The sequence below is a fragment of the Celeribacter halophilus genome, assembly GCF_018860305.1.
GTDB classification, from domain to species: Bacteria; Pseudomonadota; Alphaproteobacteria; order Rhodobacterales; family Rhodobacteraceae; genus Celeribacter; species Celeribacter halophilus_A.
Window position 1 is genome coordinate 747,807 of record NZ_JAHKPE010000031.1, and the last position, 18,785, is coordinate 766,591.

General features: G+C 59.2%; 18 protein-coding genes. 6 read left to right on the top strand and 12 right to left on the bottom strand.

What is annotated here, in order from left to right; genetic code table 11:
• Positions 1-99 precede the first annotated feature (99 nt).
• Positions 100-669, top strand: a complete 570-nt coding sequence (locus KO492_RS15470; RefSeq protein WP_216045756.1) for a carboxymuconolactone decarboxylase family protein — start codon at positions 100-102, stop codon at positions 667-669.
• A 192-nt stretch (positions 670-861) separates the two neighbouring features.
• Here the strand turns inward: KO492_RS15470 and nusB are convergent, their stop codons facing one another.
• The 4 genes from nusB to KO492_RS15490 form a co-directional block, all read right to left on the bottom strand.
• Positions 862-1,359, bottom strand: coding sequence for a transcription antitermination factor NusB (nusB, locus tag KO492_RS15475; protein WP_066599285.1), 498 nt, complete (start codon positions 1,357-1,359; stop codon positions 862-864).
• Positions 1,356-1,901: a 6,7-dimethyl-8-ribityllumazine synthase gene (locus KO492_RS15480; protein ID WP_066599287.1), complete on the bottom strand. Its 546-nt coding sequence runs from the start codon at positions 1,899-1,901 to the stop codon at positions 1,356-1,358. The genes nusB and KO492_RS15480 overlap by 4 nt, the downstream gene beginning before the upstream one ends.
• A gap of 2 nt (positions 1,902-1,903) precedes the next feature.
• Positions 1,904-3,022: a 3,4-dihydroxy-2-butanone-4-phosphate synthase gene (gene ribB, locus KO492_RS15485; RefSeq protein ID WP_216045757.1), complete on the bottom strand. Its 1,119-nt coding sequence runs from the start codon at positions 3,020-3,022 to the stop codon at positions 1,904-1,906.
• A gap of 134 nt (positions 3,023-3,156) precedes the next feature.
• Positions 3,157-3,756: a riboflavin synthase gene (locus KO492_RS15490; protein WP_216045758.1), complete on the bottom strand. Its 600-nt coding sequence runs from the start codon at positions 3,754-3,756 to the stop codon at positions 3,157-3,159.
• A gap of 358 nt (positions 3,757-4,114) precedes the next feature.
• On the opposite strand from KO492_RS15490, the gene KO492_RS15495 reads away from it, so the two are divergent.
• From KO492_RS15495 to KO492_RS15505, 3 genes are all read left to right on the top strand, one after another.
• Entirely contained in the window at positions 4,115-5,371 is a 1,257-nt protein-coding gene (locus KO492_RS15495; RefSeq protein WP_252735548.1) for a capsule biosynthesis protein, read from the top strand.
• Positions 5,372-5,591: 220 nt separating this feature from the next.
• Complete coding sequence (locus tag KO492_RS15500) at positions 5,592-6,722, top strand: polysaccharide biosynthesis/export family protein (protein WP_216045760.1); 1,131 nt, start codon at positions 5,592-5,594, stop codon at positions 6,720-6,722.
• Between the two features lie 5 nt (positions 6,723-6,727).
• Complete coding sequence (locus tag KO492_RS15505; protein WP_216045761.1) at positions 6,728-8,482, top strand: capsular polysaccharide biosynthesis protein; 1,755 nt, start codon at positions 6,728-6,730, stop codon at positions 8,480-8,482.
• Between the two features lie 32 nt (positions 8,483-8,514).
• Here the strand turns inward: KO492_RS15505 and ribD are convergent, their stop codons facing one another.
• The 8 genes from ribD to dnaG form a co-directional block, all read right to left on the bottom strand.
• Positions 8,515-9,639, bottom strand: a complete 1,125-nt coding sequence (ribD, locus tag KO492_RS15510) for a bifunctional diaminohydroxyphosphoribosylaminopyrimidine deaminase/5-amino-6-(5-phosphoribosylamino)uracil reductase RibD (RefSeq protein WP_216045762.1) — start codon at positions 9,637-9,639, stop codon at positions 8,515-8,517.
• Positions 9,636-10,103 (bottom strand): transcriptional regulator NrdR, encoded by a 468-nt coding sequence (gene nrdR / locus KO492_RS15515; RefSeq protein WP_066599305.1) that lies wholly within the window; start codon positions 10,101-10,103, stop codon positions 9,636-9,638. The genes ribD and nrdR overlap by 4 nt, the downstream gene beginning before the upstream one ends.
• Positions 10,104-10,247: 144 nt before the next feature.
• On the bottom strand, positions 10,248-10,667 hold the full coding sequence (locus KO492_RS15520) for a secondary thiamine-phosphate synthase enzyme YjbQ (protein ID WP_216045763.1): 420 nt from the start codon (positions 10,665-10,667) through the stop codon (positions 10,248-10,250).
• Positions 10,664-11,173, bottom strand: coding sequence for a hypothetical protein (locus KO492_RS15525; RefSeq protein ID WP_216045764.1), 510 nt, complete (start codon positions 11,171-11,173; stop codon positions 10,664-10,666). The genes KO492_RS15520 and KO492_RS15525 overlap by 4 nt, the downstream gene beginning before the upstream one ends.
• A gap of 85 nt (positions 11,174-11,258) precedes the next feature.
• Positions 11,259-11,549, bottom strand: coding sequence for an HlyU family transcriptional regulator (locus tag KO492_RS15530; protein ID WP_216045765.1), 291 nt, complete (start codon positions 11,547-11,549; stop codon positions 11,259-11,261).
• A gap of 94 nt (positions 11,550-11,643) precedes the next feature.
• Positions 11,644-11,940, bottom strand: coding sequence for a GIY-YIG nuclease family protein (locus KO492_RS15535; RefSeq protein ID WP_216045766.1), 297 nt, complete (start codon positions 11,938-11,940; stop codon positions 11,644-11,646).
• Positions 11,941-11,977: 37 nt separating this feature from the next.
• A complete protein-coding gene (gene rpoD, locus KO492_RS15540) occupies positions 11,978-13,969 on the bottom strand; it encodes an RNA polymerase sigma factor RpoD (RefSeq protein ID WP_216045767.1) in 1,992 nt (663 codons plus the stop codon).
• A 238-nt stretch (positions 13,970-14,207) separates the two neighbouring features.
• Entirely contained in the window at positions 14,208-16,190 is a 1,983-nt protein-coding gene (gene dnaG / locus KO492_RS15545) for a DNA primase (RefSeq protein ID WP_216045768.1), read from the bottom strand.
• A 372-nt stretch (positions 16,191-16,562) separates the two neighbouring features.
• Here dnaG and KO492_RS15550 point away from each other — a divergent pair, with 372 nt between their 5' ends.
• Together KO492_RS15550 and KO492_RS15555 are read left to right on the top strand one after the other, a co-directional pair.
• The gene (locus tag KO492_RS15550) at positions 16,563-18,242 is read left to right on the top strand and encodes a TadE/TadG family type IV pilus assembly protein (RefSeq protein WP_216045769.1); all 1,680 of its coding nucleotides are present in this window, start codon (positions 16,563-16,565) and stop codon (positions 18,240-18,242) included.
• Positions 18,239-18,784, top strand: coding sequence for a TadE/TadG family type IV pilus assembly protein (locus KO492_RS15555; RefSeq protein WP_216045770.1), 546 nt, complete (start codon positions 18,239-18,241; stop codon positions 18,782-18,784). Before KO492_RS15550 ends, KO492_RS15555 begins: the two co-directional genes overlap by 4 nt.
• Position 18,785 lies beyond the last annotated feature (1 nt).

Here is an 18,785-nt window from a genome sequence, read left to right on the forward strand (position 1 = left end):
TTCGATTACATTTGAGTGATCACTCAATAAATAACTTGAGCAATCACTCAAAAACAACGTATCACAGTCCCAAGCAAACGATTTCAAAAAGGACTGCACATGACTCCCTTCCCTTCCCATGACACCGATTCCGCACCTGAAGGCTCCAAAGCCCTGTTGGAAGGCTCCCTCAAAGCCTTTGGCCGTTACCCCGGTCTGCACAAGGTTCTGGCCGAAAGCCCGCAGGCTTTTGAAGCCTACCAGATCCTTCACCGCCTCTTCACCGAAACCGAATTTGACGCCGACGAGCTGACCGTGGTCTGGCAGTCGATCAACGTCGAGAACGAATGTCATTACTGCGTGCCCGCGCACACAGGCATCGCCAAGATGATGAAAGTGTCCGACGAAATCTCCAACGCCCTGCGTGACGAGACGCCGCTGCCGACAGAAAAACTTGAGGCCCTGCGCACATTTACCGTGAAGATGGTCCGCGAGCGCGGTTTTGTCAGCGAAGAGACGCTGGACGCGTTTTTCGCAGCCGGTTACGGCCACCGCGCGGTGCTGGACGTGATCCTCGGCATGGCGCAGAAAACCATCTCGAACTACGTCAACCACGTTGCGGAAACGCCCGTGGACGAGGTCTTCAAACCGCTGGCATGGACCCGCTCCGAGACACCGCTTGAAGTCTGAGACCACTCTTTAAAAACGACAAAACCCGACCTTAACCGGTCGGGTTTTTCATGTTTTGGGATCGCGTTGAACGAAAGCCTAAAAGGCTTCCGGCTTCACTTCTCACGTCAGTTTTGCTCGTTCCAGACGAAAGCCTTAAAAGGCTTCCGGCTTCACTTCTCACGTCGGATTTGCTCGTTCCAGACGAAAGCCTTAAAAGGCTTCCGGCTTCACTTCGCGGGCCATATGATCCAGCACAGCATTGACGAATTTCGGCTCGCGGCCATCGGGATAAAAGGCCTTCGCCACATCCACAAACTCGACAATCACCACCTTGGGCGGCGTCCGACCGGACAAAAGCTCGCCGCCTGCCGCACGGAACAAGGCGCGCAGCGTCGAATCGATCCGCGCAATCGGCCATTTCGCCACCAAAGCACGGTCGGTCATCTGGTCGATCTTCGCCTGATCGTTCACGGCAATCTCGGTGATCTCGTGGAACAGGTCACTGTCGCCGTCGATAAATGTGCCCTCTTCCTCGGTCTCCAGACCAAAGAAATGATCGTAGAACTGGCGGCGCACCTTGTCGACGGTCATATCCGCCGCTTCCATCTGAAACAGCGCCTGCGTGGCATAGAGCCGCGCTGCGGATTTCATCTCGCGCTTGGTGGGCGGTTTCAGACGTGCGTTCTCGCCAGTGTCGTTAGAAGTCATGCGTTTTTCGGTCCTGTCGCTTGTCCGGCAAGTTTGATCGCGTCGGAATGGAAGCCCACGCCCTTGCTCGGAGCAGCCCATTTGCGCGAAAGTGCGATGAGATGCAAGGCCGCAGCCGCAGCGCCGCCGCCTTTATTTTGCCCTTTGCTCTCGGCACGCACCACCGCCTGTTCGCGATTTTCAACCGTCAGGATGCCATTGCCGATGCAAATCCCCTGCAATCCCATCAACTGAAGCGCGCGCGAACTGTCGTTACACACGGTCTCATAATGGGTGGTTTCGCCGCGAATGACGCAGCCCAGCGCAACGTAGCCGTCGAAATTGGACATCTTGTCGGCAATCGAAATCGCGGTTGGAACTTCGAGCGCACCGGGCACCTCAACCAGATCCCATGTGCCGCCCGCCGCTTCAATCGTGGCCTTGGCCCCTGCAACCAACTCGTCGGCAATGTCCTTGTAATAAGGCGCAACGACGATCAGCAGCTTTACAGGCGCTTCGAATGTCGGAAGGTCGAGAATGTAATGCTCTTCAGCGGCAGCCATGGTTATGCCCCTTTCGTGATTCTGCGCGTGCCAACGATTTCAAGACCGAAGGCATCCAGCCCCGGCACTTTCGGCTGCGGGCTGTCGGTCACAAGGATCAGCTCGCTCAGCCCGATGGCCGCAAGGATTTCCGCTCCGAGCCCGTAGCGGCGCAAGGTTTGCGGGGAGGCCTCTTCATCCTCTTCCGCCAGTTTCATCCGTGTGTCCCGCAACAGCACGATCACACCGCGGCCTTCTTCGGCGATCACTTCCATCGCGCCTTCGATCTCGCGCGAGGTCTTGCCAATGCCCAGAACATCTTCGAGCGGGTTCAGGTTATGCACCCGCACCAAAGCCGGCGCACCGTCAGAAACATCACCCTTGACCAGAACAATATGTTCGGCCCCGTGCAGGTCATCCGTGTAAACCTGCATATTCCAGTCGCCGCCGAACTCGGAGACAACCGGACGTTCTTCGGTTTTCGTCACGAGATTGTCGTGGCGGCGGCGATAGGCGATCAGGTCGGAAATCGTGCCGATCTTGAGATTGTGCATCTGCGCGAAAGCCACCAGATCGGGCAGACGCGACATGGTGCCGTCTTCCTTCATGATCTCGCAGATCACCGACGAGGGCATCAACCCCGCCAGACGCGCCACATCGACACCCGCCTCGGTGTGACCGGCGCGGACAAGCACGCCACCGTCACGCGCACGCAGCGGGAAAACATGGCCCGGCGTGGCAATGTCGTCAGCAGTTTTCGACGGATCAATCGCCACAGCCACCGTGCGGGCACGGTCATGGGCGGAAATGCCGGTGGACACGCCCTCTTTCGCCTCGATGGAAACCGTAAAGGCCGTCTCATGACGCGAAGAGTTGTTGGAGGCCATCATCGGCAGGCCCAGCGCATCAATCCGCTCGCCGGTCAGCGTGACACAGATCAGCCCGCGCCCGTAGGTGGCCATGAAGTTGATCGCTTCCGGCGTCGCCATCTGCGAGGGGATCACCAGATCGCCTTCGTTTTCGCGGTCTTCGTGATCAACGAGGATAAACATCCGCCCGTTGCGGGCATCTTCGATGATCTCTTCAATCGGCGAGATTGCGGCTTCGTAGCTGTCGGGGGTCGGCTTGGTATTGTCGGGCATGAGTCTCAGGCGGGCCTTTTCGGGAATTCGGTCGCCTTTCCGTACAAGGTTGCGCCGCCAAACGCCAGAGAATTGCCGCACCTGTTGATGCAGCTTTTTTACGCAGTTTATGAAAAATTCCCGTCAGGCGAAACTCAGCCCTGCCACTCCTGAAGTCGCGCTACATAGCGCGCCAGCGTGTCAATCTCGAGATTGACCTTGTCGCCCACGGCCACGCCGCCCCATGTGGTGACCTCTTGCGTGTGTGGAATGACATTGATGCCAAAGCTGGTGCCTTCCACCTCGTTCACGGTCAGGGACGTGCCGTTGAGCGCGACCGAGCCTTTCGGCGCGATGAATTTGGCCAGCGATTCGGGGGCGTCAAAGCTGATCCTTGTGCTGTCGCCCTCGTCCACCATCGCCGTGATCTGCGCCACACCGTCCACATGGCCCGACACGATATGCCCGCCCAACTCGTCGCCAAGTTTCAACGCCCGCTCAAGATTGAGCTTTTTGCCGGTCTGCCACGCGCCGATGTTGGTTTTCGACACGCTTTCCGCAGAGATTTCCACGTCGAACCAGTTTTGCGGCTCGGTTCCAAGCGCGACCACCGTGAGGCACACGCCATCACAGGCAATCGACGCGCCGATCTCGATCCCGTCGACATCATAGGCACAGCCGATCCGCGCCCGCAGATCCCCGCGTTTTTCCAGTTCCAGAACCGTGCCGATATCCGTGATGATCCCTGTGAACATGCTCTCTCCAGATGATACCCCGCGCCAGTGACAGGCGGGCGCAGGCGTTTGTGTCCGTGCCAGAGGTAGCGCCCCGCGCGCGCCGCTGCAAGTCGCGCGTTGCGGGTGGGGGCGGCACTTGCCCGTCGCTTACCCGTCGTCCCCCAAAGACCGTATCGCGCCACAGGATCGTGTCTCTGGGATGAGCACGAAGAAAAGCACGGGGAAGGAAATGCCACATTTCCGCCTTACTTTCGCGCCACACAGAGGTTAACTCAAGGTAAACCCCGCGTATCTTCCTGAAACACAATCGTTTGCACATCCTATGCCCATGAAACCCACAGACGTTCCTGCCTCCGCCGAGAAACGGGTATTCCTGATGTTGCAAGGACCGCACGGGCCGTTCTTCTGGGCGCTTGGCAAGATGCTGCGCGCGGCAGGTGCGTCGGTCTGGCGTGTGGGGTTCAATGCGGGCGACCGTGCCTTCTGGTTCTCCAGCCGGAGCTTTCTGCCCTACACCGAACCGGCCGACCACTGGCCCGAGCGATTTGCCGAGATTGTCCGCGAGAAATCCGTCACCGACATCGTGCTTTACGGCGACACCCGCCCCGTCCATGCGCTTGCAATCGAGAAGGCCCGCGCGCTTGGCCTGACCATCCATGTGTTCGAAGAGGGCTACATCCGCCCCTACTGGGTGTCCTACGAGCGCAACGGATCGAACGGCAACTCCACCCTCATGTCGCTCTCCGTCGAGGATATGCGCAAGGCTCTGGCCAAGATCGAACACGACAGTATCGAGCCCCCCGCCCATTGGGGCGACATGCGCCAGCACATCTTTTACGGCGCGCTCTACCACTGGTTCGTGATGTTCCGGAACTCCGCGTTCAAACACTATCGCGGCCACCGCGAGCTGCCCGTGACCAAGGAATTCCTGCTGTATTTCAAACGCCTGACCCTGATGCCGCTGCACAGGCTCTCGCGGGCATGGCACACACGCGCCATCCTTGCCGCCGGACATCCCTTCCATATCGCCTTGCTGCAGCTCGAACATGACACCAGCTTTCAGGTCCATAGCCCCTATGCGACCATGCCCGAATTCATCGCCGATGTGATCGAAGGCTTTGCCAAAGGCGCACCACAGCATCACCACCTCGTATTCAAGGCACACCCTCTGGAAAACGACCGGCGCAACCTGCGCCATGAAATCCGCCGCCTCGCGGCCCAGTTCGGCGTCGAGTCCCGCGTGCATTTCGTGCGTGGCGGCAAGCTGCAACGCCTGCTGCACAGCGCCCGCTCCGCCGTCACGGTCAATTCCACCGCCGGACAACAGGTCCTCTCGCTGGGGATACCCCTGCGCATTCTGGGACGTGCGGTCTATGACAAGCCCGAATTCGTCTCCCATCAACCGCTGGACGAGTTCTTCGCCCGCCCCGAACGGCCCGACACCCGCGCCTATCGCGATTACCGGCAATTCCTTCTGGAAACCTCGCAAGTGCCCGGCGGGTTCTATTCCAAACGGGGACGGCGGCAACTCCTGCGCCTCGTGGTGGATCTGATGCTCTCCAAAGAGGCCCCCGATGCGGCCCTGATCTCCGGCTCCGCCCCGCCGCGCCAGCCTCTGCGCGTGGTCAATTAGACCTGAGCCCCCGCCAAACCGGCCTCAACATCGCCGCGTAGCCCCCTATATCCTGAGAGAAATTTCCAAATCACCACATTCCCTATGACCGCCGCGTCTTGCGCGCAACACTTGACCGAACGTTCCCGCCCGAGATGCCCCTCACAGTGGATTTTTATGTCGCCTTTGGTTAACGTGTCGATTAAACCCGATAAAAATTTGGGGCAGAGGAGTTCGAGCTGTGCAAATCCTGACATCGCGCATCACCCGCGCTGTGGCGCTAGTTGCCATCACCGCGAGTCTGTCGGCTTGCGGCCTTCCACGATCCGGCCCCAACAAGAAAGAGATTTTTGCAGGCTCCGTTCTGGAGCAAGGCGATTCCTTTGTCGTGGCCGTCAATGACCACGTCACAACGGCCACCGCCATCACCGAAGAACTCGGCTTCTCCTCCGCCTTCCAGAACGCAGGCGTTGTCGGCTCCGACACCATTGCCGCAGGCGACGTGCTGTCGCTGACGATCTGGGAAAACGTCGATGACGGGCTGCTGGCCGGTCAGGGTGCCAACGCCACCGTCCTCTCCGAAGTTCAGGTCGACGGCAGCGGCTTCATCTTCGTGCCCTATGCCGGACGCATCAAAGCCGCAGGCAACAGCCCCGAGGCCATCCGCCGCATCATCACCGAAAAGCTCGACACCCAGACCCCCGATCCGCAGGTCATGGTCACACGCGCCGCAGGAGACGGGGCCACCGTCACCATCACCGGCCAGATTGCAGGTCAAGGCGTCTACCCGATCCAGCGCCCCACCCGTCGCCTGACCGCCATGCTGGCACAAGCCGGCGGTGTCGCCGTCGATCCGGATATCGCGCAGGTCAAAGTTATTCGTGGCAGCAAATCCGGCACGGTCTGGTTTGAAGACCTCTACAAGAATCCGAAATACGACATCCCGCTGCGCGACGGCGACCGCATCCTCGTCGAAGCCGATCCGCGCTCCTTCACTGCACTTGGGGCCACAGGCGGTCAAAGCGTCATCAATTTCGAGACCCGCAATCTCTCCGCGATTGAAGCCATCGCCCAAGTCGGCGGGCTGCAAACCAATTCCGCCGATCCCACAGGGGTTTTCGTGTTCCGCAACGAACCTGAAGCGATCGCCAAACAGGTGCTTGGCCGCGATGATCTGGTCGGTCCCCAGCGCATGATCTACATGCTGGACCTGACCCAGCCGAACGGCCTGTTCCTTGCCCGCGACTTCCTGATCCGCGATGGCGATACGATCTATGTCACCGAAGCGCCGTTCACCCAATGGCAGAAAACTCTGGGTGCAATTACCGGCGCCACCAGCTCTGTCGACTCGCTGGCCAGCATCGGCGAATAGACCCGATGGTCGATCCCGACCGCAACGCATCCCAAGCCGCCCCGCATCATCTGTCGGGGCGGCTTTCCTTTGCGCCTCCCTTGCTGTTCGAACGTGTGCAGGACGAGCCCGATCTCTCCTACGCCTCGCTGGAAGACTGGGACGCCCTGCTCACCCGCAGCCCTCTGGATGACAGCGCGTTACTCAATCGCGCACGCGATGCGATGGCATGGCTGGTTTCGTTGAATTTGTCCAAATTTGCGACCCCTCCTTCGCAGGATGCCCTGCCAGATGTTCCATATGTGCTCGTTCTGGATCAGCCCAGAACTGCAGAAAAGGCCCCGAGCGAGGCCGATATGGCCGAAATGCTGGTCTTCGCCCAGACGGAGATCCTCAATGCGCAGGTTGCAATCCTGCCCTGCCCCGACGGGTATTTCACCGCCCATGACGATCCTAGGATCATCCTGCTTTCCGAAGACAGCGCGCTCTATCCCCTTCTGGAAAACGCGACCGCCGTCTACACCCACAGCGCCGGTTACGGTTTCGACGCCATTCTCGCCGGACATCGGCCCCGCGTTTTCGGGCAGCCTTGGTATAGCAGCCTTGGCCTGACACAGGACGAGCGCCCCGACCCTTATGCGACCCGCCGCCTGACCCGCGTCCAGCTCTTTTGCGCCGCCCTCATGATGGCCCCCCAATGGCGCGCGGGAGATGAGGGGGTGGAGATTGAAGACCTCCTCGCCCGCCTTGAAGCCCGCCAACGCGCCGTAACGGAGGATGCGGCGGGTTATGTCGCCTCCAACATCCTGCCGTGGAAACGCCCTTTCCTACGCCGTTATCTCGGCAGGTCGCAGATCATCTTCACCGATGCCCCCGACAGCATCGCCCGCCACAAGGCCGCAGGGCTTCGCCACATCGCTTGGGGGCGCGCGCCGGAGGCCGAGGTGCGGCTCGAAGACGGGTTCCTGCGCTCGCGCGGTTTGGGCGCGGCTCTGGTGCGGCCCCTGTCTCTGGTGCTTGATGATACGGGCATCTACTTTGACCCGACACGGCCCTCACGGCTCGAACAACTCATCACCGCCCGCGCCGAATTGACCCCGCATCAGCGCCACCGGATCGAGCGTTTCGTCCAGCGCCTGACGCGTTTGCGGTTGAGCAAATACAATGTTGGCGACGGGTTGCCGGATCTGCCGGAGGGGCATCGCATTCTCGTCGCCGGACAGGTTGAGGACGATGCCTCGATCCAATGTGCCGCAGGCGAGATTTCCACCAATCTCGATCTTCTGACCGCCGCCCGCGCCGCGCATCCCGAAGCGATACTCATCTACAAACCACACCCTGATGTGGAAGCCGGTCTGCGGCGTGGCAAGGTGCCCGAGGCGCAAGAGATCGCGGATGTGATTGCCGCAAAGGCGGATCCTTTGCACCTGATCGAGGCCTGTGACGAGGTCTGGACCATGACCTCACTCATCGGATTCGAGGCCCTGCTCCGCCACAAGCCTGTGACCTGCACCGGTGCGCCCTTTTATGCCGGATGGGGTTTGACGTCCGACAGAAGTCCGACGCCTATCCGACGCAATGCCGGACCCGATCTTATGGGGCTTGCCCATGCGGTTCTGCTCGACTATCCGCGGTATTTCGCCCCTGAAACAGGGGCCGCGCTGGCGCCCGAAGAGGCGCTCGAACAGCTCGCCATCGCACCGCAGGGACGCAGTCGCGCCCTGCAATATGCGCTGGCAAAACTGCGCCAGTTCCGCGCCGCCGTGCTTGGGCTTCGCTAGAGTGTTTTATTGAAAATCAGAGAGTTAGGACGCTATTCGTTCGGCCCTTCACCATGCGCAGGCCCGCGCCGCCACTGGCTTAATGTGTCGGGCCCAAGCTGCTCCACGCTTTCAAGCTGGTAACGTGTTGCGGCTGACAACCGGTCAAGCCCCAGCGCGCCCAGCCCCGGACGGCCTTCCGCGCCGATGGCCAGCCCTGCGGTGAACAGCGCCACACGATCCACCAGATCCGCCGACAAAAGCGACGCCGCCAGCGCCCCGCCGCCCTCGCAAAACACCCGCGTCACACCGCGTGCGCCCAAGGCTTCAAATGCCGATTTCGGATCAATATTCCCTGCAATAACAGAGGCTTCGATCAGGTCTGCGCCAAGCCCCTGCCATGCGGATTTCAGAGCGTCATCCACCTCAGGTCCGTGAAGAATCCAGACCGGAATCTCTTGTGCCGTGCGCGCCAGATGCCCCGTAAGCGGCAGGTCAAGGCGGCGCGACATGACCACGCGCACAGGCTGGTGCGAGACCCCAAGCCCGCGCACCGTCAGGCTCGGATCATCCGCCCGCGCCGTGCCGCCGCCCACCAGAACCGCGTCATGCGTGGCCCGCATGGCATGAACGCGACGACGGGCCAGCGGACCTGTGATCCATTGGCTCTCCCCCGTGGCCGTGGCGATCCGCCCGTCCCAAGACATCGCGAGTTTCAGTGTCACCATGGGACGCCCCAGCGTCACTTTCGAGAGAAACCCCTCCTGTTGCGCTCTGGCCTCCGCCTCCAGAACGCCGGTCGTGACTGCGATCCCCGCCTCTTGCAGCTTTGCAAAACCTCTTCCGTTCACGCGCGGATCGGGGTCACCCAAGGCGACAACCACACGGGACAGGCCCGCCGCGATCAGCGCCTCGGAACAAGGTGGTGTTTTGCCGTGATGGGAACAGGGTTCCAAGGTGACATAGGCCGTTGCGCCGCGTGCGGCATCCCCCGCTTGGGCAAGCGCCATCGCCTCGGCATGAGGCCGACCGCCAGGCTGGGTCCAGCCCCGCCCGACAATGCGATTATCTTTGACAATAACGCAGCCGACCGCAGGGTTCGGCCATGTGCGCCCAAGCCCGCGTGCCGCCAGAGACAACGCGTGGCGCATATGGCGCACGTCACTCAGGCCGGTCATTCGTCAGACTTGGTGTCCGGGCGCAACTCACTGACAAATTTGTCAAAATCATCTGCGGCCTGGAAGTTTTTATAGACGGAAGCAAAGCGCACATAGGCCACGGTGTCGATCCGGGCGAGGCTTTCCATGACGATCTCACCAATGATTTTCGACGGTATATCCGTCTCGCCCATGCTTTCCAGACGCCGCACAATGCCGGAAATCATCTGGTCGAGACGCTCCGGTTCAATCGGGCGTTTCTGCACCGCGATCCGGATGGAGCGCTCCAGCTTGTCGCGATCGAAATCTTCGCGGCGACCATTGGTTTTAACAACAACAAGGTCGCGCAGCTGCACACGTTCATAGGTGGTGAAACGTCCGCCACAGGCCGAACAGAACCTCCGCCGCCGGATCGCAACATGATCCTCAGCCGGACGACTGTCTTTCACCTGGGTATCAACATTTCCGCAAAATGGACAACGCATCCGCGCCCCCTTATTTCATCACTGCCTCAATCATCTGGGGTCTATGCCCCAGTTATCCACAGGCACTATAGGGGGCAGGCCACAATTTGGGTAGATCAAAAATGCAACCCAAGATGTAGTAGGCGCAAAAATCCGGCAGACCTCCTATCGCAGAACCGCCATGACGCGCCGGACATGCGGACGGGTGCGATGTTCGAAAAGGTAAACTCCCTGCCACGTTCCAAGCGCCATACGCCCCGCAATGACAGGAATTGTGATAGACGTGGGCAACAGCGCAGATTTGATATGCGCAGGCATATCGTCCGGCCCTTCATAGGTATGGGTCAAATAGGACATGGACGGGTCGGTTGTCGGCGGCACCAGCCGGTGAAAAAACGCCGCGAGATCGGTCTGCACCTCGGGGTCGGCATTTTCCTGAATGACGAGAGAGGCCGACGTATGTTGCACCATCACGGTGAGCACCGCCTCCATTGACCCCTCGCCTGCGACCCAGCGCGCCAGATCGTCGGTGATCTCATAGAGGCCCGACCCATGTGTGGAAAACTCGAACAAATGGTGGCTCATTCGCATGGCCCCTCTCGCAAGGCCTCGTATGTCTCGGAGCGACAGAACCCCGCATCCTGCATCGCAAAGCTCAAGGTCTCAAGCCGCCCCATAATCGCGCCACTCTCACCCGCACCCACGCAGGTCAAAGAGGCCAAGACAGTCTCTCCGCGGGCAACCTCAATCCCGCCTGATATCTCTTGGTCAATTTTGTCGAGGGACCACGACAGGCTATAGGAATAATCGCCGTTGGGTATGGTCACACGATCCCAAATCGTGCGCCCAATGCCATGCCACGGCTGCATCGATATCTCGTCAAAGTCGCGCGTCAGTTCGATCTCGGGGGCCTGTGCGGGTCCAAAGCGGTAGGTGACGCGATCCTCAGTTGGGGTCAGGCATAGCTCCACCTGCTTGGCCCCGAGGGAACAGGCGAACACCGTCTCCTGATTGCCCGCGCAGACCGCCCAAACAGGCGACGCGGCAACGCTTAGAACAGCGGCGACGAGTATGTGAGAGGGATAAGACATAGGCACCTTATGCGTTGGGGGCCGTGCCGTTCCGGACGCTATTCAGAAAGAACACGGCACAAGTTCATGCGGCATCATGTTGGCCTTAGCTAAAAATGCCGTCTCCCATCTGATCAATGAAAACCTGCGCTTTGTGCAGGCTCGCCGCACGCGCATCGTCTTCGGAACTCATTGTATCCGCGCGGATCATCATATGGGTTTTGGTGACGCCATCGATGTCCTTCTCGATGCGGGCCGCGACGCGATAGCCGCTCGCCTCTTTGATCGGCTCCACAAAAATACGGAAATCTGCGGCGTAAAGCTCCGGTTTGCTTTCGGGTTTCGGCGTGGCGTCGGGTTTCGATTTGCCACCGAAAAGTTTTGCGAAAAGGGACATGGGGCCTCCTGTTTGGAAGGCATTTTGAAGCGGTTGCCCCCGAAGCGCAAGCCGCAGATGGTTAGAGTTGCGCGGGCACACGGCAACATGCAATTCAGCTTCGAAACTTCGGGTGCAGATTATAGCCAATCTCGGGATTATTCGACTGAAGCGCGCATATCAGCCGCATTTCTTCCCGCCGGACTTCGTTTTTGTCATCGCTTTCAAACAGAATTTCTTTGCGTAGCGTAAAATCACGCAGTTCTTCCGTAGAAAAGTCCGCTTCAACAAGGTCGTTATTCCATGACCCAAAATACCTCAAAGAATGACCTGAGCCACCAATATCCATCCCAACATAAATTTTCCCGTTCGGAAATGTCAGTTTATAAACAACATATTGCAGCTTCGGCATAAGCAAAACGCCCCCCTTTCGGGAGGCGCCTCTGACTTTATTGATCCAGGAACGACCGCAGCTTGCGGCTGCGACTGGGGTGTTTCAGTTTCCGCAGCGCCTTCGCTTCGATCTGGCGGATCCGTTCGCGGGTCACGGAGAACTGTTGGCCCACCTCTTCGAGCGTGTGGTCGGTGTTCATCCCGATCCCGAAACGCATACGCAGCACGCGTTCTTCGCGCGGTGTGAGCGAGGAGAGCACGCGGGTTGTGGTCTCTTTGAGGTTCTCCTGAATCGCCGCATCCAAAGGCAGGACCGCGTTCTTGTCCTCGATGAAATCGCCAAGCTGGCTGTCTTCCTCGTCGCCAATCGGCGTCTCTAGAGAGATCGGCTCCTTGGCGATTTTCATCACCTTGCGGACTTTTTCCAGCGGCATTTGCAGCTTTTCTGCCAATTCCTCCGGTGTGGGTTCGCGACCGATTTCGTGGAGCATCTGACGCCCAGTCCGCACCAGCTTGTTGATCGTTTCGATCATATGGACCGGAATACGGATGGTGCGGGCCTGATCGGCAATCGAACGGGTGATCGCCTGACGAATCCACCATGTCGCATAGGTGGAGAATTTATAGCCGCGCCGGTATTCGAATTTATCCACAGCCTTCATCAGGCCGATGTTGCCTTCCTGAATGAGGTCAAGGAATTGCAAACCGCGGTTGGTGTATTTCTTGGCAATGGAAATCACGAGACGCAGGTTGGCCTCGACCATTTCCTTCTTGGCCTGACGGGCCTCTTTTTCACCCTTTTGCACCTGTTGCACGATGCGGCGGAATTCGGAGATGTCGACACCGACATATTGACCGACCATCGCCATTTCGGCGCGCAGTTCCTCGACCTTCGGCGTGTGGCGCTCGATGAACATCTGCCAGCCGCGCCCCGGCTTTTCGGCCATACGGTCAAGCCAGTTCGGATCCAGTTCGGCACCACGGTAAGCCTCGATGAACTCGCGGCGGTTGATCCGCGCCTGATCGGCGAGTTTCACCATGTTCGAGTCGATGGTCATGATGCGCTTGTTGATGCCGTAAAGCTGGTCGATCAGCGCTTCGATCCGGTTGTTGTGGAGGTGCAGCGAATTCACCAGCGTCACGATCTCGGAACGGAGCTGTTGATATTGCGCCTCTTCGGCCTCGGAGAAGGACCCGTCCTCGTTGAGTGTCGCGGACATCCGCAGGTCCTGCATCTCGGACAGCTTTGCGAAATCCTCGGAAATCTGAGCCAGCGTCTCCAGAACCTGAGGCTTCAGCGCCGCTTCCATCGCGGCCAGAGACATATTGGCCTGTTCGTCCTCGTCATCGTCGTCGTCATCCGTGGAGATCGGATTGCCGTCGGCGTCGTATTCCTGTTCTTTCTGCTTCGTCTCACCGCTGGTCGCAGCGCCTTCGGTCTTGAGACCGCCCACAACATTCTCTTCCTCATCGTCCCCGTCGACGCCGCCGCCGAACGTGGCCTCAAGGTCGATCACGTCGCGCAGGAGAATGTCCTCGGACAGAAGCTCGTCATGCCAGATGGTGATCGCCTGAAAGGTCAGCGGGCTTTCGCACAGCCCTGCGATCATGGTGTTGCGTCCGGCCTCGATCCGCTTCGCAATGGCAATCTCGCCCTCGCGGCTCAGAAGCTCCACAGAGCCCATTTCACGCAGATACATGCGCACGGGGTCATCGGTGCGGTCGAGCTTTTCGGTCTCGGACGCCGCAACGGCCACTTCGCGCGAGCTGTTCGCGGTGACGAGTTCGCCACCTTTGCCGGAATTTTCTTCTTCCTCGGCTTCCTCGTCCTCGATGATATTGATGCCCATTTCGGAGAGCATCGACATCACGTCCTCGATCTGTTCCGAGCTGACCTGTTCCGGCGGCAGAACCTTGTTGAGCTGATCGTAGGTGATGTAGCCCTTTTCGCGCGCCTCGCTGATCATCTTCTTGACCGCGGCCTGGCTCACGTCGAGCATCACGTCCTGATCCTCGGTTTTGGCGTCGTCATTGTCCTTAGCGGCCATGCGGCTCTCCCCTAATCTTAATGCGCGGCTCTATCGAGCCTTCAAGCGCGGCTTTGCCCGAGTTCATCCAAAACGAGTGCCCGACCAGCCGAGTTGAACGAATCATGTCACGCGAATCAGCGATTCGCCACCCGAATACCCATATTTCCTTAACCAACCATGCACCAGAGCCCAGCATAGGTTGCCGACACGCTTCATTCGGGTCCGTGACCCTTCTGCCGCAACCCTGTGGTGATTCTCACTTCTGACCTTCCGGCGCGATTCGGTTCAGAAGGGCGCGGAAAGCATCCCGCTCGTCACGCGACAGTTCCAGACCATTCTCGGCCGTATCGAATTCCGTTTTGTCCTCGGCCTCCGCTTTGGTTGCCTTGTTGCGTGCTTCGGCGGCCTGCCGGAGCCGCCATGTTACCTTCTCGTCCTCCGCCGCCAGAAGATCGACCAGACCTTCGTCCAGCTCGGCCTTGTAGCCCCGACGGGCTTTCAGCTTGGCCAGTTCTTCCGTGAGGCACATCTGCGCCACCTCGCGATCCGGCTTGCGCACCGGCGGCGTGATCTGCACATGGGGATGCGACAGCAGCCGGTCAAGAGGGCCGCGCCCCACATCGTTGAGGATCTTTTCGTGTAGCTCGTCGGCGTCTTCGACTTCCGCATGGGTCAGTAGCGCATGGAGCAGCGCCGCGTGATCTTCCGTCCGGGGCTGGAGCGCTTCGAGTTGCGACAGGAAATCAAGCGCCAGTCCGGGGTTTTTCACAAGCACCGCCAGCACCACCGCCTCGCGCATCAGATCGGCCTGTGTTTCGTCCCCCGAGACAATGAGCGAGGCTTTCAGCCCTTCGGTCGGCACCGCAGGCCCCTTGCCAAACCGCCCGCCATTGAAGCGCCCCTTGCCCGGCGTCCATGCGCGCCGTTCTCCGCCTCCGCCTTGCTGCTCGCTGCGTTTGCCACGGAACAGTTCAAAACGCATGTCCTTGAGGATTTCACCATAATGCCCTTTGATCGACGGGTCCGCGATCGGGCGGATGGCATCGCGCAGGCTCTTGTCCAGAGCCGCGCGCCGTTCGGGACTGTCGAACACCTTGCCCTCGGTCTCGCGCCGCCACAACAGCGCGACCATCGGCAACGCCCCGTCGAGCACCTCCTGCATGGCCTCACGCCCCTTGGCCTTGATCAACTCGTCGGGGTCCTGCCCCTCCGGCAGAATGGCAAAGCGCAGCCCCTTACCCGATTGCAGCAAGGGCATGGCCAGATCAATCAGCCGGAACGCCGCGCGCAGCCCCGCCTTATCGCCATCAAGCGCGATCACCGGCTCGTCGGACATGCGCCACATAAGCTGCAACTGCCGTTCGGTGATCGCCGTGCCCAAAGGGGCCACCGTGGCGTCGAAACCGGCCTCGGCCATGGCAATGACATCCATGTAGCCCTCGGCGACAACAAGCACCTGCCCCTTGCCACATCCGGCCCGCGCAGGGCCGTGGTTATAGAGCGCCGCGCCTTTGTCGAACAAAAGCCGTTCGGGACCGTTGAGGTATTTCGCCCGCGCATTCGGGTCCATCGCCCGCCCGCCGAACGAAATCAGCCGCCCGCGCGCATCGCGGATCGGGAATGTGATCCGGTCGCGGTAAAAGTCATAGGGGTCGCGCCCGTCATCGGGTTTTGCCACCACACCGGCCTCAATGGCCATTTCCACCGAAATGCCCTGATCCTTGAGCGCCCGCAGCAAGGCATTGCCCGGCGGCGCATAGCCGATCTCGAAGCGTTCGCGGGTCTCGGGCTTCATGCCGCGCCGGTCGAGATAGGCCCGCGCCTGTGCCCCGCCCTGTTGCGACAGGTTCAAGCGGAAGAACCGGTTGGCCACCTCGTTGATCTCGGCCAGTTGCGAACGCTTGTCAGCCTGTTTCTGGGCCTGCGGATCACGTTCGGGAATCGGCATCCCTGCTTCGCGTGCGAGAATTTCGATGGCCTCCATGAAACTGACATTCTCGGTTTCGCGCACAAAGGTGATCGCGTCGCCCTTCGCATGACAGCCGAAGCAGTAGTAGTAGCCGTCCTTGTCATTCACATGGAAGGACGCGGTTTTTTCATGGTGGAACGGGCATGGCGCCCACATATCCCCCTTGCCGGCGTTGGACTTGCGCTGATCCCACATAACCTTGCGACCGACCACATCGGTCAGCGACAGGCGGTTGCGCAGCTCATCCAAGAATCCCGGGGGTAAAGACATGGGCGTGAGTATTCTCCGAAATCAGCGCAAGGTCCAGAGCAGAGACGCATGGCGAGGCGGGTTTTCAGGACCGGCGCCGCGCGCCTGCGAATCACATTATGGCAGAAACCGTTCCCAAATGTGTCTCAAAGCGCGCCGAAATGCGTCGAGATCAAGACCGACTGTTCCCGACCCGCGCACAATAAGGGCTTATGCCGCAGATTTTCTCCCGTATTGCGGCCATTTCAGGGCCGGACACATCCGGGCTTTACCGCTGGTAAATAGAGGCTAAAAATACCCGCTGTGTGAGGTGTGTCATGCACGGGCAAATCCGGCCACACCAAAGCGCAAACTGGGAATTAGGGGGCACCACTCGAATAAAGAGACGGTGTCATGTTGGGTAAAGTTGAAAGCCGCGAAGCGGACCTTCATCTGTTGAAAATGGGCAAGGGGCCCGTCCGCGCACGCCTGAAGGCGACTGCGGAGGTTTGGCGTTTGCGCCGCCGGTTTACACGTGACGAACAGGGTTCGATCACGGTTCTGGGCCTGTTCTGCTTTGTGTTCATTCTGCTTGTGGCGGGGATGGGGCTTGATTTCATGCGCCATGAAGCCCTGCGCGTGCAATTACAGAATACGCTGGACCGCGCCGTTCTGGCCGCAACCAACCTCGGAAACACCAACGATCCCGAAGATATTGTGATCGACTATTTCGAGAAAGCCGGATTAAGCGAATATCTCAACGAAGACGAGATCGTCGTGACGCCGCTTGGCGACGGTCGTCAGGTGACGGCCAGTGTTGAAGCAACAATCCCGACCTATTTCCTGAAATTCGTCTCCATTGACGATCTGGAAATGACAAGCCACAGCACCGCAGAGCAAGGCATCTCCGGACTGGAAGTGGCTCTGGTGCTCGATGTCTCCGGCTCGATGAACAGCTATAGCCGGCTGACAAACCTGCAATCCGCCGCCAAAGAATTCACCGAGACCATCTTTGACAATGCCGGTAGCGACGAAGTGTCGATTTCCATCGTGCCCTACGCCACACAGGTGAATGCAGGCGAAGACATTCTGTCAACATTCAACCTGACAGACGCACATGACAAATCCTATTGCCTCAACTTCGAAGAAAGCGATTTCTCGTCAATCCCGTTGACCTATAAAAACGACGAGGACACCACCCGGTATTACGAACAGACGCTGGATTTCGACCCTTGGTATAGCGATTGGGACGATCTAGACGAGGATCTAACGCTTGAAGTCTGTGCGCCCGATAGCTCCCGCGAGGTTCTGGCCTTTACCAACAGTCAAGACACAATCGAGACCTACATCACCAACCTGTATGCCGAAGGCAATACGTCCATCGACCTCGGCGTCAAATGGGGGGCGGCCCTTCTGGATGAATCTGCACAGGCCATCTCCGGCACAGATCAACCGGCTTCCGCAGAGGATTCACAAAAATACCTTGTTGTCATGACAGACGGGGAAAACACGGCCCAATATTACATTCCTGACCCTTACCGTGACGGCTACTCCACGGATGTCTACAGAGATAAAGACGGGCGCGTCTTTGTGGGGGAGGACTATGAAAGCTGCTCGTCCTATAAAAACAAAGGGAAGTGGTATTACTACAACTGCTCCACCATCACCCGCTATACGCGACTGAGCAACAACGACATTTACACCACCCTTCCCTATGATCTGGATGACACGGATGACATCTGGGAACTGAGCTGGCCTGAAGTCTGGTCCACCATGACCGTTAAAAACCACGCCTACGCCCGTTATCTCGCCGCAGGCAAAGATTCCGATGTCTACTATGACTGGCTCGACAAAACCCAAGTCTACATTGACGCGGACACAAAAGACGATCGCCTGTCCGACATCTGCACCGCCGCGAAAAACGCCGGCACGATCATCTTTGCCATCGGCTTTGAAGCGCCTGACGACGGGCAGGAAGTCATGCAAGACTGCGCGTCCTCGGATTCGCATTACTACGACGTTGAAGGCACAGAAATTTCGGAGGCTTTCGCGGCCATCGCTTCCAAAATCACCGAGTTGAGGCTGGTCGAATGAGTGTTTTCTCAAAGCTGCGCGGCCTCTCGCGCCGCCATGCGAAAGACGATGACGGCAACGCCACCGTCGAATTCGTGATCGTGTTCCCGCTCTTCGTCGCTCTCGTCTTGGGGGGCTTCGAAGTCGGCTACTATAATGTGGTCAACACCATGCTGAACCGCGGGCTTGATCTGGCCGTGCGTGATGTGCGTCTCGGCAATATGGCGGAGGTCACGCTCGACACGCTTAAAACGACGACCTGTGACTACGCCAAATATGTGAACAACTGCGAAGAGAACATCCACATCGCGCTCGAACCGATCGACGCGAATGATTTCGAATATCCCGACAGCCTTGCGGAATGTATCGACCGTTCCGAAGAAGTCGCCCCCAACACGACGTTTAACGCAGGGGGCGAGAACGAGTTGATGCTGGTGCGCGCCTGTGTCCTTGTCGATCCGTTCTTCCCGACCAGCTGGCTTGGTGCCGCGCTGGAAGAAACCCCCGGCTCGGGCTACGCGATGGTTGCGACCGCCGGTTTTGTCAACGAACCCAACAGTTAAG

Bases quoted from the DNA above. Each gene is read 5' to 3' on its own strand.
- KO492_RS15525 (WP_216045764.1), bottom strand. From the start codon at position 11,173: ATGTCTTATCCCTCTCACATACTCGTCGCCGCTGTTCTAAGCGTTGCC.
- KO492_RS15555 (WP_216045770.1), top strand. From the start codon at position 18,239: ATGAGTGTTTTCTCAAAGCTGCGCGGCCTCTCGCGCCGCCATGCGAAA.
- KO492_RS15520 (WP_216045763.1), bottom strand. From the start codon at position 10,667: ATGAGCCACCATTTGTTCGAGTTTTCCACACATGGGTCGGGCCTCTAT.
- KO492_RS15470 (WP_216045756.1), top strand. From the start codon at position 100: ATGACTCCCTTCCCTTCCCATGACACCGATTCCGCACCTGAAGGCTCC.
- ribB (WP_216045757.1), bottom strand. From the start codon at position 3,022: ATGCCCGACAATACCAAGCCGACCCCCGACAGCTACGAAGCCGCAATC.
- dnaG (WP_216045768.1), bottom strand. From the start codon at position 16,190: ATGTCTTTACCCCCGGGATTCTTGGATGAGCTGCGCAACCGCCTGTCG.
- KO492_RS15550 (WP_216045769.1), top strand. From the start codon at position 16,563: ATGTTGGGTAAAGTTGAAAGCCGCGAAGCGGACCTTCATCTGTTGAAA.
- rpoD (WP_216045767.1), bottom strand. From the start codon at position 13,969: ATGGCCGCTAAGGACAATGACGACGCCAAAACCGAGGATCAGGACGTG.
- KO492_RS15495 (WP_252735548.1), top strand. From the start codon at position 4,115: ATGTTGCAAGGACCGCACGGGCCGTTCTTCTGGGCGCTTGGCAAGATG.
- KO492_RS15530 (WP_216045765.1), bottom strand. From the start codon at position 11,549: ATGTCCCTTTTCGCAAAACTTTTCGGTGGCAAATCGAAACCCGACGCC.
- ribD (WP_216045762.1), bottom strand. From the start codon at position 9,639: ATGACCGGCCTGAGTGACGTGCGCCATATGCGCCACGCGTTGTCTCTG.
- nusB (WP_066599285.1), bottom strand. From the start codon at position 1,359: ATGACTTCTAACGACACTGGCGAGAACGCACGTCTGAAACCGCCCACC.
- nrdR (WP_066599305.1), bottom strand. From the start codon at position 10,103: ATGCGTTGTCCATTTTGCGGAAATGTTGATACCCAGGTGAAAGACAGT.
- KO492_RS15535 (WP_216045766.1), bottom strand. From the start codon at position 11,940: ATGCCGAAGCTGCAATATGTTGTTTATAAACTGACATTTCCGAACGGG.
- KO492_RS15480 (WP_066599287.1), bottom strand. From the start codon at position 1,901: ATGGCTGCCGCTGAAGAGCATTACATTCTCGACCTTCCGACATTCGAA.
- KO492_RS15490 (WP_216045758.1), bottom strand. From the start codon at position 3,756: ATGTTCACAGGGATCATCACGGATATCGGCACGGTTCTGGAACTGGAA.
- KO492_RS15505 (WP_216045761.1), top strand. From the start codon at position 6,728: ATGGTCGATCCCGACCGCAACGCATCCCAAGCCGCCCCGCATCATCTG.